Origin of the sequence: Leptospira sp. WS58.C1 (assembly GCF_040833995.1) — a bacterium.
GTDB classification, from domain to species: domain Bacteria; phylum Spirochaetota; class Leptospiria; order Leptospirales; family Leptospiraceae; genus Leptospira_B; species Leptospira_B cinconiae.
Genome location: NZ_CP162137.1, coordinates 2,986,788 through 2,999,361 on the forward strand (window position 1 = coordinate 2,986,788; position 12,574 = coordinate 2,999,361).

Annotated in this window: 17 protein-coding genes; 2 read left to right on the forward strand and 15 right to left on the reverse strand. The window is 42.7% G+C overall.

Going from position 1 to position 12,574, the window contains the following annotated elements:
- Positions 1 to 178 precede the first annotated feature (178 nt).
- A complete protein-coding gene (locus tag AB3N61_RS13650) occupies positions 179 to 2,251 on the forward strand; it encodes a glycosyl hydrolase family 5 (RefSeq protein ID WP_367897848.1) in 2,073 nt (690 codons plus the stop codon).
- Between the two features lie 199 nt (positions 2,252 to 2,450).
- Positions 2,451 to 4,436, forward strand: coding sequence for a SpoIIE family protein phosphatase (locus tag AB3N61_RS13655; protein ID WP_367897849.1), 1,986 nt, complete (start codon positions 2,451 to 2,453; stop codon positions 4,434 to 4,436).
- Between the two features lie 136 nt (positions 4,437 to 4,572).
- On the opposite strand, the gene rplQ is transcribed toward AB3N61_RS13655, so the two are convergent.
- The 15 genes from rplQ to rpsH form a co-directional block, all read right to left on the reverse strand.
- The gene (gene rplQ / locus AB3N61_RS13660; RefSeq protein WP_020770402.1) at positions 4,573 to 5,157 is read right to left on the reverse strand and encodes a 50S ribosomal protein L17; all 585 of its coding nucleotides are present in this window, start codon (positions 5,155 to 5,157) and stop codon (positions 4,573 to 4,575) included.
- Between the two features lies 1 nt (position 5,158).
- The gene (locus AB3N61_RS13665) at positions 5,159 to 6,136 is read right to left on the reverse strand and encodes a DNA-directed RNA polymerase subunit alpha (protein ID WP_008593478.1); all 978 of its coding nucleotides are present in this window, start codon (positions 6,134 to 6,136) and stop codon (positions 5,159 to 5,161) included.
- 21 nt (positions 6,137 to 6,157) lie between these two features.
- Positions 6,158 to 6,781 carry a 30S ribosomal protein S4 gene (gene rpsD, locus AB3N61_RS13670; protein WP_020770429.1) on the reverse strand — a complete coding sequence of 208 codons (624 nt, stop codon included), beginning with the start codon at positions 6,779 to 6,781 and terminating at the stop codon, positions 6,158 to 6,160.
- A 12-nt stretch (positions 6,782 to 6,793) separates the two neighbouring features.
- Positions 6,794 to 7,201 (reverse strand): 30S ribosomal protein S11, encoded by a 408-nt coding sequence (gene rpsK / locus AB3N61_RS13675; RefSeq protein WP_016547062.1) that lies wholly within the window; start codon positions 7,199 to 7,201, stop codon positions 6,794 to 6,796.
- A 2-nt stretch (positions 7,202 to 7,203) separates the two neighbouring features.
- On the reverse strand, positions 7,204 to 7,581 hold the full coding sequence (rpsM, locus tag AB3N61_RS13680) for a 30S ribosomal protein S13 (protein WP_008595550.1): 378 nt from the start codon (positions 7,579 to 7,581) through the stop codon (positions 7,204 to 7,206).
- A 2-nt stretch (positions 7,582 to 7,583) separates the two neighbouring features.
- The gene (gene rpmJ, locus AB3N61_RS13685; protein ID WP_008594142.1) at positions 7,584 to 7,697 is read right to left on the reverse strand and encodes a 50S ribosomal protein L36; all 114 of its coding nucleotides are present in this window, start codon (positions 7,695 to 7,697) and stop codon (positions 7,584 to 7,586) included.
- 9 nt (positions 7,698 to 7,706) lie between these two features.
- Complete coding sequence (infA, locus tag AB3N61_RS13690) at positions 7,707 to 7,925, reverse strand: translation initiation factor IF-1 (RefSeq protein WP_008595303.1); 219 nt, start codon at positions 7,923 to 7,925, stop codon at positions 7,707 to 7,709.
- Between the two features lies 1 nt (position 7,926).
- Positions 7,927 to 8,472 carry an adenylate kinase gene (locus AB3N61_RS13695; RefSeq protein WP_036090132.1) on the reverse strand — a complete coding sequence of 182 codons (546 nt, stop codon included), beginning with the start codon at positions 8,470 to 8,472 and terminating at the stop codon, positions 7,927 to 7,929.
- 22 nt (positions 8,473 to 8,494) lie between these two features.
- Positions 8,495 to 9,877 carry a preprotein translocase subunit SecY gene (secY, locus tag AB3N61_RS13700; protein ID WP_020770525.1) on the reverse strand — a complete coding sequence of 461 codons (1,383 nt, stop codon included), beginning with the start codon at positions 9,875 to 9,877 and terminating at the stop codon, positions 8,495 to 8,497.
- Between the two features lie 127 nt (positions 9,878 to 10,004).
- Positions 10,005 to 10,526 carry a 50S ribosomal protein L15 gene (gene rplO / locus AB3N61_RS13705; protein ID WP_020770425.1) on the reverse strand — a complete coding sequence of 174 codons (522 nt, stop codon included), beginning with the start codon at positions 10,524 to 10,526 and terminating at the stop codon, positions 10,005 to 10,007.
- Between the two features lie 13 nt (positions 10,527 to 10,539).
- Positions 10,540 to 10,719: a 50S ribosomal protein L30 gene (rpmD, locus tag AB3N61_RS13710; RefSeq protein ID WP_008594182.1), complete on the reverse strand. Its 180-nt coding sequence runs from the start codon at positions 10,717 to 10,719 to the stop codon at positions 10,540 to 10,542.
- Positions 10,720 to 10,724: 5 nt separating this feature from the next.
- Entirely contained in the window at positions 10,725 to 11,240 is a 516-nt protein-coding gene (gene rpsE / locus AB3N61_RS13715; RefSeq protein WP_020770439.1) for a 30S ribosomal protein S5, read from the reverse strand.
- 2 nt (positions 11,241 to 11,242) lie between these two features.
- Entirely contained in the window at positions 11,243 to 11,605 is a 363-nt protein-coding gene (rplR, locus tag AB3N61_RS13720; protein WP_020770360.1) for a 50S ribosomal protein L18, read from the reverse strand.
- A gap of 4 nt (positions 11,606 to 11,609) precedes the next feature.
- The gene (gene rplF / locus AB3N61_RS13725; protein ID WP_020770319.1) at positions 11,610 to 12,149 is read right to left on the reverse strand and encodes a 50S ribosomal protein L6; all 540 of its coding nucleotides are present in this window, start codon (positions 12,147 to 12,149) and stop codon (positions 11,610 to 11,612) included.
- A 25-nt stretch (positions 12,150 to 12,174) separates the two neighbouring features.
- A complete protein-coding gene (gene rpsH, locus AB3N61_RS13730; RefSeq protein ID WP_020770500.1) occupies positions 12,175 to 12,573 on the reverse strand; it encodes a 30S ribosomal protein S8 in 399 nt (132 codons plus the stop codon).
- Between the last annotated feature and the right edge of the window lies 1 nt (position 12,574).

Genomic DNA, 12,574 nt, shown 5'->3' on the forward strand with positions numbered 1-12,574 from the left:
TTTTATTCTTATTAAGTGAAATATAAGTATCCGCAGATTTCCTTAATTATAAAACAATTTCAAAAAACTTAATTTAAACATAGTTATTTAGTAAGAGAAAAAATATGCAAAGTCTATAAATTTCCATATTATCAAATATGACTTGGAGATCTGGAAGGCATTACTATCTTGTTTGCTCATGAAGAGAATACGAAAATACATAATTTGCCTCGGTGCTATCAGCACTTTTGCCTGCACTCCGGAAAAAAACATCTCTCCGGAGTTACTCGGATTACTTGGGAATCAACCTAATCCGAATTCCGGATCCGAATATTCCGTTTTGGAATCAAATACGAACGTTTCCGCTAACCATAATCTGGACTATATAAACAACGAATTAGAGCGGAAGATCTTAGTTGGTGATAAAACTTATAATGGAACCGTTGATAAAATTTTCCTAGACGGTTTCGGAAGAGAAGTATCCTTCCGAGGATTTAATATTTCAGGAAATGTAAAACTTGCTCAACACGGATTTAAACCGTTTGCTAACGATTCGGATGCGGAAACTGCTTTTAACCGATTAGGCAAGACAACCGGGGCCAATATGATCCGTTTCACAATCGCGTGGGAAGGAACACATCCTTCCGTAAATACGATCAATTATCCATATTTGGACTCAATCATATCTCAAATGAGAAAAGCGATCTCTAAAAGGATGTATATTCTTTTGGATTACCACCAAGATCTTTACTCAAGACACCTTTTTAATAAAAATTCATGGCATACCGGAAACGGAGCACCTTCCTGGATTATTTCCGGAAGTTCTTATCCTTCCGAATATTGCGGCATTATATGCGCTAACTGGAGCCAGAATAATCTTACAAACGAGGCAGTCCGTAGAGGTTTCCGTAACTTCTGGAATAATGCATCCATTTCAACTTCTTCCGGTACAAGATATGTTCAAACCGAGTATCTCTGGCAAATAGGAAAGACGGCGGCCTATATTAAAGAGAAATTGAGTCCCGAAGAATTCGATTATATAGTCGGATTAGATCCGTTTAATGAGCCTGTCGACGGAGGAATGGAGGGTTTAAGTCCAGCTCAATGGGATAATCAAAAACTCTGGCCTTTTTATAGAAAGGTAAGGGAAACACTTACCCAAAATGGATGGCAGAATAAACTGGTATTCGCAGAACCTTTGGTATTTTGGAACACCAACGTAGGCATAGTAGCTCCGGCAACCGGAGGTGGACATTTAACAACCCTTCCAGGAGAAGGATTCGCATTTAACTCTCACTTTTACGATGCAGGAAGAATGGGAACGGATCTGACCGGGATAGACAATGCCACGTATTTCAAATACCTGGATGAGATCCGAAAAGAAGCTAGATTCTTGAATATTCCATCTTTCTTAAGTGAATTCGGAATGTGGTTAAAAGGTGTAGGTGCAAAAGACACTCCTAGAATGATCAATGCAGTCTACCAAGCGATGGAAATTTCCGACAAAGCCCAAAATACTAAAACTAGATTCGCGGACTTCTACAATCCGATCGTATCAGGAACCCAATGGCATTGGGATTATTATTACGATAAACATCATGAGTATATGAACGGAAACAGTTCTAAATTGATCACCACTAAAGACGCTTGGAATAACGAAGACTTCTCCGTGGTCGGAAATTATGGAACAACTTTCAATATGGATTACCATGTGGTCCAAAGAGCTTATGTAAGAAAACTCCAAGGTAGAGCGATAAGCTCTCATTATAATGCCATCGGCTACGATACATGGAATAATGTGTTCGCCTGGGCCGCGATCAAAACCGTCCAAAACGGAACAAAATATTTCGGAGATAAAAGGTTCATCTTAGTCGTTTGGAAAGGAAGGAATTCCGATGCTCCTACGGAAATTTATCTGCCTCCGCATTTTAATAAAAACGACGTCGTTCTAATAACGGAAAAACGAATCTACAACAAGCAGATCCCGGGAGCCCTAGTACAAGAATCGAACGAAGCGATCTTAACGGAAGATAGAAGTAGAGAAAACGGATCCGGAAATCTAGCATTAGTTTGGGATGATCTCGATCCGGAAGAAGATCCTAACGAGACCATACATTATGCACTTTTGGTAGATGGATTAGGCTCTACGTTCAATATCCAGACATTGCAAACTCTGCAAGCAGGCCTGAATATTCGACTCCAAAACGAAAAGAAAAGTCCTATCTACTTTACGGGCAAAATGACTTACGGCGGTTATCCTGCCGAACAGTAAAAGAAAGTTTTAAATTGCGAGTTTGTTTTTAAAGGAGCCACTTACTTTTCTCTTATTTTTTTCGTCTTACGTATTTGGAAGCAGGATTATATTTTTACAAGTATTCTACATTCTGTAAAAAATTTGTAGATGATACCTTCTAAAATATATTCACTAATCCAAATACAAGAGGCGATTTCCAAAAAGAGGCCGATTAGGGATGGAAGAAAAAAAGGAACTCATTACGGAGAGGATTATAGCCTCCGGTCCACTTACAATCAATCGGATCCGATTTGGACTAGCTGGACTTTTCCTGCTTTCCCTCGCTGCCGCTTGGACCCAAAGCTCCATGGTCCAAAATATCGTGTATCTGATCGGGATTGGGTCCATGCTCGGATATGCTGTCTATAACCATTATTGTTATAAAAAGTTCGGTAAGATACCTTCTATGGTCGGTAAGGTTTGTGTGCTCGCCGATATCACCATCTTATCCATAGTCATGTTCGTAGCTTCCTGGACTGATAGGAATATGGCATCCGGAGTGATCCGTCAGATCATTCTATATGCGATCAACATGATCTTCATAGTATATTCAGTACTATTATTATCACCAACAGTCGCAAAACTCTCAGGGATCTTCAGCGTAGTCGGACAAGGACTCGTGATCTTAAATACGATCTTCAGAGGAGTAGAATTCACCGAGGATGAACTCAAAGTTATTTCTCCAGGTTATGCTTCCATTTCGGAACAGTCCTTAAAGTTAGTATTTTTAGCGGTGGTATCCTATATCACCAGAAGTGTGATCCTGATCTTTCGTAGGATCGGCGCGGTAGAAGAGGAATATGCGAACACTTTAGAACAAAAGGTGGATGAAAGAACAACGGAAGTCACAAGAAGAATGGAGGAGATCCAGGCTCTAAAAGTCCAACAAGACGGAGATTATTATCTCACCTCTCTCTTGAGTAAACCTCTCATGACAAATTGGAATACCTCTCAAGATGTCAGCACTATCTTCTATATAGAACAAAAGAAAAAGTTCACTTTTAAGAATAGGGAATCCGAGCTGGGAGGAGATATTTGTATCAGCGGCAATCTTCTGTTCGGAGCTGAAAAAGAAAAATGGACCTTCTTCTTAAATGGAGATGCAATGGGGAAATCTCTCCAAGGTGCGGGAGGAGCGATCGTACTTGGGACTGCTGTGAATAATATTCTTACCCGTTCCGCAAGCCATGGAAAGACCATAGATATCAATCCTGAAGCTTGGATGCTACAAACTCATAGAGAGCTGGACGAAATATTTAGGACATTCGACGGAACTATGATGGCTTCCGCAATTTTCGGATTGATCCATGACAAAACGGGAAGGCTGTTAATACTGAACGCAGAACATCCTTGGCCGGTATTATTCAGAGATGATAGATCCTCTTTCATCGCTCCGGAACTTTCCGCATGGAAATTAGGATCTCCGTTCGGAGGAAATATTAAAATTCATGAATCTAATCTACAACCTGGAGATGTTCTATTTCTAGGATCTGACGGAAGGGATGATATCAATATCAGTTCAGACGGTGTCAACTGGAAGATGAACGAGGACGAAAACCTATTTGTCCGTATCGTTGAAGATTCCAAAGGAGATCTGGACACGATCGCAGGAAAATTACACGGAGTGGGAGCGATTGCGGACGACCTTTCTCTCATTCGTATCGGCTATAAGGAACTGATAGATCCGGAACATCCTAAGTATAACGACGCCGTAGCAAAGTACAACCAAGCGAAACAACATTTGGCGAAAAAAGAAGTACCGATCGCTCTCGAACTCCTAGAATTATCTTGGAACTTAGCTCCAAATTTTAAAGAATCCGCAAGATTGATCGGACAGATCTATTACGACAAAAAGGAATTTTCAAAAGCTTCTAAATGGCTCGAACGTTATTTGAACTTAGATCCTGATTCTCATAATATCTGGTTCTTATTATCCTTATGTTATAAACATATGAAGGAATTCCAACGTGCAGCGGACGCAGCGGAGAAGGTCCGACAAACTCAACCTCATCGATTAGCAAACCTGATCAATCTTTCGGACAATTATAGACTTCTGAATAAATTCGAAGACGCAAGATCCGTTCTGGAAAAAGCGAAAGAGTTAGATGGGGAAAGCGCACTCGTGGGCAAACTAGACGAGTTTCTGAAATCGAAAGGGTTCTGAAACGATATCCTTCTTACTTAAACATTTAAGTCTCTAAAGATCCTAAATACTCCACCCCTCAAAAAAGAAAAAACCCCGATGTCGTTTCCAACACCGGGGCCTACATATCTCCCATCTCTTCGGGGATTAATATATATTATTTTTTCTTCTTAGGAGCGGCTTTCTTAACCGCTTTTTTTGGAGCTGCTGGTTTTTTAACCGGTTTAGCTTTAGGAGCAGCTACCTTCTTAGGAGCTTTTTCCTTTTTAGCCGGAGCAGGAGCTGCCGCTTTCTCTTTTTTAGCCTCGGAAATAGCCTCTCTCTTATCTTTGATCTCTTTGATGAGGGAGGAACGATCCTTTCTATTAGTGAGTTCCAAAATCCCTACTTCAGAATTGTCGGAAGCTCTGTTGATCTTTTTTAGGATCCTGGTGTATCCACCGTTAGTGCTTGCATAACGAACCGCGATATCTTCAAAAAGTTTCGTAACGATATTACGATCTTTCACTCTTTTCAGGACTTCACGTTTATTGTGAAGTGCAACCGCCGGAGCGATATCAGTCGCAAGGTTTCTTTTCGCTCTAGTGATGATCTTTTCCGCGTGAGAACGAACCACTTTCAATTTTGCTTGAGTGGATTCGATTCTCTCGTATTTGAAAAGACTAGTGATCATGTTATTGATCAGCGCATCTCTATGACCTTTTTCGCGGTTGAGATGTTTTACTTTATTTCTTTTGTTCATATTAGAAATCTCTCATTCCGAACGAAAGTCCCAAACCTGCGAGTTTAGACTTCAGTTCCGCGAGACCTTGCTCGCTATAATGTTTGGATTTGGACATCTCTTCTTCGGATCTTTTCACCAGATCTCCAACGAAGTCGATTTCCAGACTACGAAGAACGTTCAGGGAACGTACGGAAAGTTCGAGTTCTTCCACATGTTTGGAAAGGGAAGCTTTCAACTTCTCGTCCGCTTCGTCTAACTCGTCTTCTTCTTCCTCTAATTCTTCTTCGAAGTTGATGAATACCGTAAGGTGTTCTTTTAGGATTTTAGCCGCTTGCGCAACTGCATCCTCAGGAGAAATGGATCCGTCGGTCCAAACTTCCAGAGTCAGTTTTTCGTAATCGGATCTCTGAGCCACACGGGTCTCGGAAATTTCGAAAATTACTTTTTGAACAGGAGAGAAGATAGAATCGATTGGGATCGTTCCGAGAACTTCAATATCCTTCTTTTTATCTTCTGCCGGAACGTATCCTCTTCCTCTTTGGATTTCGAGATCCAATACAAGGTTCGCGTCTTCGTTTAAAGTCGCGATATGAAGATCCGGGTTCATGATCTCGATGGAGGAATCCACAGCCAGGTCTCCGGCTCTGAAATATCCAGCACCTTTCAATTCCAAATGGATAACTTTGCTTTGATCCTTGTCCTCAGGCTCGTACTTGATACGAACTTGTTTGAGGTTTAGGATGATACGAGTAACGTCTTCAGCGACTCCTTCGATATAAGAGAACTCATGGTTCACCCCTTCGATACGAAGAGCGGAAATTGCCGCTCCTTCGATAGAAGACATGAGAGTTCTACGAAGAGAATTTCCGATCGTGGTCGCAAAACCGCGCTCGAAAGGTTCCGCTACGAATTTTCCGTAGTTCGGAGTGTTCGCTTCCGTAGTAAATTCGATCTTTTTGGGACGTTTAAATCCTTTGAGTAAACTTTTTAGAGACACTTGGAAACCCTTCCCAATAAATTACTTGGAGTACAACTCCACGATCACCTGTTCTTTCACTGGAATGTCGACATGATGACGTTCCGGTAAAGACAGAATTTCTCCCGAGAACTGAATGAAATCGGAAGACACCCAAGAAGGAATATTATTCAGAGACTGAGCCAGTTGGATATTTTGGGTAATAAAACCGGAAGTTCTGAATTTAGGTTTGATCTCGATCTTATCGCCTACTTTCAAACGGAAAGACGGAATATCAACTTTCTCGCCGTTCACCAGAATATGGTTGTGAGCGATAAAGTTTCTCGCCTGACGTCTAGTCACTGCGAAACCTAAACGATATACAACGTTATCCAATCTTCTTTCCAAAAGTTGGAGAAGAATTTCACCGGTTACGCCGTGAGCATGAGATGCCTCTTCGTAAAGGCTACGGAATTGCTTTTCTAAAAGTCCGTAAGCTCTTTTCAACTTCTGCTTTTCACGAAGCTGAGAACCGTACTCGGAAACTTTCGGTTTCCTTTTTGGTTGCATACCAGGAGGTCCCTTTTTATGGAACTTATCTCTATTGAAAGTAAAACTGGATTTGAGGTAGAGGTTCACTCCCTCTCTCCTCATTAGTTTAACGACAGGTCCTCTATATCTTGCCATATTATTCCTACCTTAAACCCTTCTTCTCTTACGGGGACGACAGCCGTTATGCGGTAAAGGTGTAACGTCCTTGATCATTTTAATGGAAAGTCCTCTAGCAACCAAGGATCGGATTGCGGATTCGCGTCCGATACCTGGACCGGAAACCAGAACATCTACTTCGGCTAAACCGGTAGAGTCGATCGCCTTCTCGGCAGCATTCCCCGCTGCGATCTGAGCCGCATACGGAGTGGATTTTTTGGATCCACGGAAACCCATAGCACCGGCAGTAGACCAAGCCAGGGTATTTCCTGCCAAGTCGGTGATGGTGATGATGGTATTGTTAAAAGAAGCGGTGATATAGACCTTTCCGCGAGGAACGACCTTCTTCTCCTTCTTCTTAACCTTTTTCTCTTTTTTGCCTTTTTTATCTTCAGCCATGATTACTTAGTCACCTTCTTCTTATTGGCAACGGTCTTTTTGACACCCTTACGAGTACGGGCGTTCGTTCTGGTTCTTTGACCACGAACCGGAAGACCTCTTCTATGACGCAGGCCTCTGTAACATCCGATATCCATCAACCTTTTGATATTGAGTTGGTTTTCGGAGCGAAGATCCCCTTCTACCTTGATACTTTCTTCGATTGCCTTTCTTAGAGCGGCTTCTTGAGCGTCGGAAAGATCCTTCACTCTGATAGCCTCATCTACTCCCGCTTTCGCGAGAAGTTTGCGAGAAGTGGATCGGCCGATTCCGTAAATATACGTTAGACCAACAACGATTCTTTTTTCTCTTGGAAGATCAATACCTGCGATACGAGCCATGATTATGCTTGCCTTTGCTTGTGTTTCGGGTTGGTGCAGATCACTCGGATCACACCTTTTCTTCTGATAACTTTGCAGCTAGTGCAGATTTTTTTTACGGAAGTTCTTACTTTCATAACGTGTTCCTATTTTTTGCGGTAGGTAATCCTACCCTTGGTCAAATCGTAAGGAGAAAGTTCCACGGTGACTTTGTCGCCTGGAAGGATCCTGATATAATGCATTCTCATTTTACCGGAAATATGAGCCAAAACCTTATGACCATTTTCCAGCTCAACGCGGAACATTGCGTTTGGGAGAGGTTCCAAAACGGTACCGTCCACGGTGATTGCATCTTCTTTCGCCAAGTTAAGCTAACTCCTTCTCGATGAGTTTTGTGACTGTATCCAAGTTTCCCACTCCGTTTACACGGGAGAGATTTCCTTTTGCAGCATAGTAGTCCAATAACGGAAGAGTCTTTTTGTTATAAGTTTCCAATCGACTCTTGATCGTTGTCTCGTTGTCGTCGGAACGACCTTCGATTTCAGCACGTTTTAATAAACGTTGTAGAAGTTCCTCATCCGGAACTTCCAAATTGATCGCTCTCTTGATCTTTAAACCTTCCGAGTTTAGGATCTTATCCAAAGCTTCCGCTTGTTCGACGGTTCTTGGAAATCCATCCAGTAAGAATCCGTTTTTACAATCGGGCTCTACGAGACGATCTTTGATAATACCGATAACCACTGAATCCGGGACTAAATCTCCGGCATCCATGTATTTCTTAGCTTCCAATCCCATTTGGGTCCCGTTTTTAACGGCAGCTCTCAGAATATCTCCTGTAGAGATCTGAGGAATTCCCAAAGTATCACAAAGGATCTTCGCCTGGGTGCCTTTACCTGCACCCGGTGGGCCCATGAAAATGATAGAATTCATTTTCTTAAGACCTTCCCTTGATCTTAGTTTTTTTCAAGAAACCGTCGTAGTTTCTCATCAGCAATTGGGACTCTAATTGTTTCAGAGTTTCCAATGCCACCCCTACCATGATCAGTAGTGAGGTTCCGCCGAAAGTGTATACCAAGGATCCACCACCGGAGTTGGTCCCTAAATTTAAGAAACGAATAATGATATAAGGAGCTAATGCAAGTCCTGCTAAGAAAACAGCGCCAGGAAGAGTGATCCTATTTAGGACCTTCTCAATGTATTCTTTAGTATGAGAACCTGGACGAATCCCAGGAATAAATCCGTTATACTTACGAAGATTCTCCGCAAGTTCTCCCGGATTGAATTGGATTGCAGTGTAGAAATATGCAAAGAAGACGATGAGCGCAATATACACAAAGAAATAAAACGCAGCGTGATACCAAGTCTGCGAGAATGGATTCAGATAATCCAATAATAAAACCCAGCCCGCCCAATTAGGAAGCTCGGAGATCTGCTGAATGATTGTTTGCGGAAAAAGTAATAAAGAAGAAGCGAATATGATCGGCATAACACTCGCGCCATTCACTTTAAAAGGAATGCTCTGAGATTTAGCCTGGACCATCTTTCTTCCCACCATTTGTTTACCGTACTGTAAAGGAACCTTACGTACACCTTGAGTCAGAAGAACGGTTAACGCGATGAGTACAATGAATAGAAGAAGAAGGATGATAATATTCAATCCGTCTACGAAGTTCTCACGGAATAACTGCGCCACGGAAACGGGAAGACGTCCCACGATACCGGCAAAGATCAAAAGAGAAATTCCGTTGCCGATCCCTCGCTCCGTAATTTGTTCACCGAGCCAGATCAATAGAACGGTTCCGGTGGTGATGGATAATAATGCGATAAAGAAGAACCAAGATTCGACGGAAGAATGGATTAAACCCGGGTGAAGAGCGGGTGCATTATCCGCACCATAAGACCAGCGTTGTGCTAAACGGATCACTGCCAAAGATTGAACTCCGCAAAGCAGAATAGTTCCGTATTTGGTGTATTGTCCGATCTTCTTACGACCTTCTTCTCCTTCTTTTTGGAGTTTTTGTAAAGAAGGAACAAGGACCATCACTAACTGCATAATGATGGAGGAAGAAATATAAGGCATGATCCCCAATGCGAAAATGGAGAAATTCAGCAGAGCTCCTCCCGCGAACATATCGAACATTCCAACAAGTCCTTCGGCTGCATTTGCATCCAAAGCGATTGCGGAAACTACTTTAGGATCGATACCGGGAATAGTAATATGAGTTCCAAGACGAAAGAGTAAAAGCATGCCGAGAGTAAAGAAAACCTTGTTTCTCAACTCCGGAATTTTGAAGATATTTGCGATCGAAGTCAGCATATTACTTTGTTCTCTTTCCTTATTTCCTGGTCATTACCATTTCGGGCAAAAGGGACCCAAGGTTTCCCCGAGTCCCTTCTTAACATTAAAGATTCGTTTTAGACAAACAGTCGAAAACCGACTCGGATCAAGCTTCTTTAGAGCTGTCGGAGCGAAGTTTTACGGAACCGCCTGCTTTCTCTATCTTTGCTTTGGCAGAAGCAGAAAATCCATCCGCCACTATATGAACCGCTTTTGTGATCTCACCGGTTCCCAAAATCTTGAAAAGAGTGCCCTCATTATCAAGAATCTTCGATTCAACCATAATTTTGGCATCTATGTTGCCGGTCAACCCGCTTTTCTCTATGTCTCTCAAGTTGATTGGGAAGAAGTCCTTATGAAATATGGAAGTAAACCCACGCTTAGGAAGTCTTCTGTGGATAGGCATCTGCCCACCTTCGAATCCTCTGCGAACCGTGTTACGAGCATACTGTCCTTTAGAACCACGTCCTCCCGTCTTACCGGTTTTGGAACCGATACCACGACCTAGACGTTTTTTGTTTTTAGTAGAACCTGCTGGAACAGGAATGGTGTTCCCCGCCGGCTTATCTCCCTTTTCCGTGCGCTCTTTTCCGAACGCGAGGGCCGCCCTTATTCTTTCTTTACTCATTTCCCTTACCTAATTACGCCTTTTCGACTCGGACCAGGTGTTGAACGTCGTTGATCATTCCTTTCACCTGCGGAGTTAGAGTATGTTTTCTTTGTTGTCCGGTTTTACGGAGTCCCAAAGCGGCCAGAGTTAGCTTCTGGCCTTTCTTAATCCCGATATTACTTTTGATCTGAGTAACGATTACGGTTTCCATATTACTTATCCTACGTCGTTTCCGAAAAGACGAGCCAGGGTGATCCCTCTTTTACGAGCTGCTAGCACTGGAGTCTCCAATTGTTGAAGAGCGTCCAGAGTCGCCTTTACGATGTTTACCGGATTCGAAGAACCCCAGGACTTGCTGAGGATATCTTGGATCCCAACTTTCTCCACTACGGAACGAACGGATCCACCAGCGATAATCCCGGTTCCGGCAGTAGACGGTTTTAGGATCACTCTTGCCGATTTGAATTTTCCGATCACTTCGTGGGGAATTGTATGCCCTCTGAATTGGATCTTCACCAAATTTTTCTTAGCGGATTCGATGGATTTACGGATCGCGTCCGGAACCTCGTTCGCTTTACCGAATCCGATCCCTACTTTACCCTTTGCGTCTCCGACTACCGTCAGAGCGTTAAAAGAGAAACGACGTCCACCTTTTACAACTTTAGCAACACGATCGATCTTTACGACCTTCTCGTTAAATTCTTTCTGTTCTTGATCTTGTTCGTACGCCATTATTAGAACTCCAACCCGGCTTCTCTAGCCGCATCCGCGAAAGCCGCGATTCTTCCGTGATAGATCATCCCGGAACGATCCAGCATCACTACCTTCACACCTTTAGAAGCGGCTTTCTCTCCGATCGCCTTTCCCAAAGCCTTAGCAGCTTCTTTATCTTTGCGACTTTTTCCCGCAAAACCAGCTTCTAAAGTAGAAGCAGCCACCAAAGTTGTTCCTTGCACATCGTCTATGATCTGGCAGGAAAGATAACGATTGGATTTATTGAATACCAATCTAGGGCGAGAACTGAATTGTCTCAGTTTGAATCTGGAACGCTCTGCTCTTCTGCGTTTGGCTGCGATTTTTTTCAGTTTATTAATCATGGCCTTACTTCTTACCGGTTTTTCCGGCCTTTCTCTTGATAAATTCGTCGTTGTACTTGATCCCTTTACCTTTGTAAGGCTCAGGAGGTCTCTTAGAACGGATATCTGCCGCAACTTGTCCGACTAGTTGTTTGTCGATCCCGGAAATTTTGATCTTCACTTGTTCAATGACTTCGATCTTAATTCCTTTAGGAGCCTTGTAAACAACCTCATGGGAATAACCGAGGTTCATCACCAGATCTTCACCGCGCTTCGCAGCACGATAACCAACCCCTGTGATCTCCAGGTTTTTTTCCCAACCAGCGGTCACACCTTTCACGCTATTCATAAGAAGAGCGCGGGTCAATCCGTGAAGAGCCACTACGTTTTGCTCTTCGCTGGATCTTTCTAATTTTACGGTTCCACCCTCGTTTTTCAGAGAGATTCCCGCAAAAATAGGAGTTTGTAACTCGCCTAAAGGACCTTTTACTTTAATTACGGTGCTGTCCTGTTTTACTTCCACTTTATCCGGAAGTTTGATTTCTGCTTTTCCAATCCTGGACATAGGTCTTTATAAGTTTCCTTCACTCTTAAGAGAGTTTACAGATAACCTCTCCTCCTACGCGTAATTTCCGGGCTTTTTTACCGGTCATAACTCCTTTGGAAGTGGAGAGAATCATAGTTCCCATATTGTTCTTATACGGGCGGATCTCTTCACTTTTCATGTAAACCCTACGACCAGGTTTGGATACGCGAACTAACTCGCGGATCACTGGCTTTTTGGTTACATCGTATTTCAAAGCAACTTTGAAATCTTCGAAACTTCCGTTAGTCACCGGCTCATAGCCGTTGATAAATCCTTCTTCTTTCAATAATTCCAAGATAGAACGTTTGATCTTGCTTCCCGGAATTACACAACTCTCATGTTTCGCACGACCAGCGTTACGAATGCGGGTCAGCATATCACCGATTGGATCAGATAAACTCATA

Bases quoted from the DNA above. Each gene is read 5' to 3' on its own strand.
- rplR (WP_020770360.1), bottom strand. From the start codon at position 11,605: ATGATTAATAAACTGAAAAAAATCGCAGCCAAACGCAGAAGAGCAGAG.
- rplO (WP_020770425.1), bottom strand. From the start codon at position 10,526: ATGAGTAAAGAAAGAATAAGGGCGGCCCTCGCGTTCGGAAAAGAGCGC.
- rpsK (WP_016547062.1), bottom strand. From the start codon at position 7,201: ATGGCTGAAGATAAAAAAGGCAAAAAAGAGAAAAAGGTTAAGAAGAAG.
- rplQ (WP_020770402.1), bottom strand. From the start codon at position 5,157: ATGAACAAAAGAAATAAAGTAAAACATCTCAACCGCGAAAAAGGTCAT.
- rpmD (WP_008594182.1), bottom strand. From the start codon at position 10,719: ATGGAAACCGTAATCGTTACTCAGATCAAAAGTAATATCGGGATTAAG.
- rplF (WP_020770319.1), bottom strand. From the start codon at position 12,149: ATGTCCAGGATTGGAAAAGCAGAAATCAAACTTCCGGATAAAGTGGAA.
- rpsM (WP_008595550.1), bottom strand. From the start codon at position 7,581: ATGGCTCGTATCGCAGGTATTGATCTTCCAAGAGAAAAAAGAATCGTT.
- rpsD (WP_020770429.1), bottom strand. From the start codon at position 6,781: ATGGCAAGATATAGAGGACCTGTCGTTAAACTAATGAGGAGAGAGGGA.
- rpsE (WP_020770439.1), bottom strand. From the start codon at position 11,240: ATGGCGTACGAACAAGATCAAGAACAGAAAGAATTTAACGAGAAGGTC.
- rpmJ (WP_008594142.1), bottom strand. From the start codon at position 7,697: ATGAAAGTAAGAACTTCCGTAAAAAAAATCTGCACTAGCTGCAAAGTT.
- AB3N61_RS13650 (WP_367897848.1), top strand. From the start codon at position 179: ATGAAGAGAATACGAAAATACATAATTTGCCTCGGTGCTATCAGCACT.
- rpsH (WP_020770500.1), bottom strand. From the start codon at position 12,573: ATGAGTTTATCTGATCCAATCGGTGATATGCTGACCCGCATTCGTAAC.
- secY (WP_020770525.1), bottom strand. From the start codon at position 9,877: ATGCTGACTTCGATCGCAAATATCTTCAAAATTCCGGAGTTGAGAAAC.
- AB3N61_RS13655 (WP_367897849.1), top strand. From the start codon at position 2,451: ATGGAAGAAAAAAAGGAACTCATTACGGAGAGGATTATAGCCTCCGGT.
- AB3N61_RS13695 (WP_036090132.1), bottom strand. From the start codon at position 8,472: ATGGGCCCACCGGGTGCAGGTAAAGGCACCCAGGCGAAGATCCTTTGT.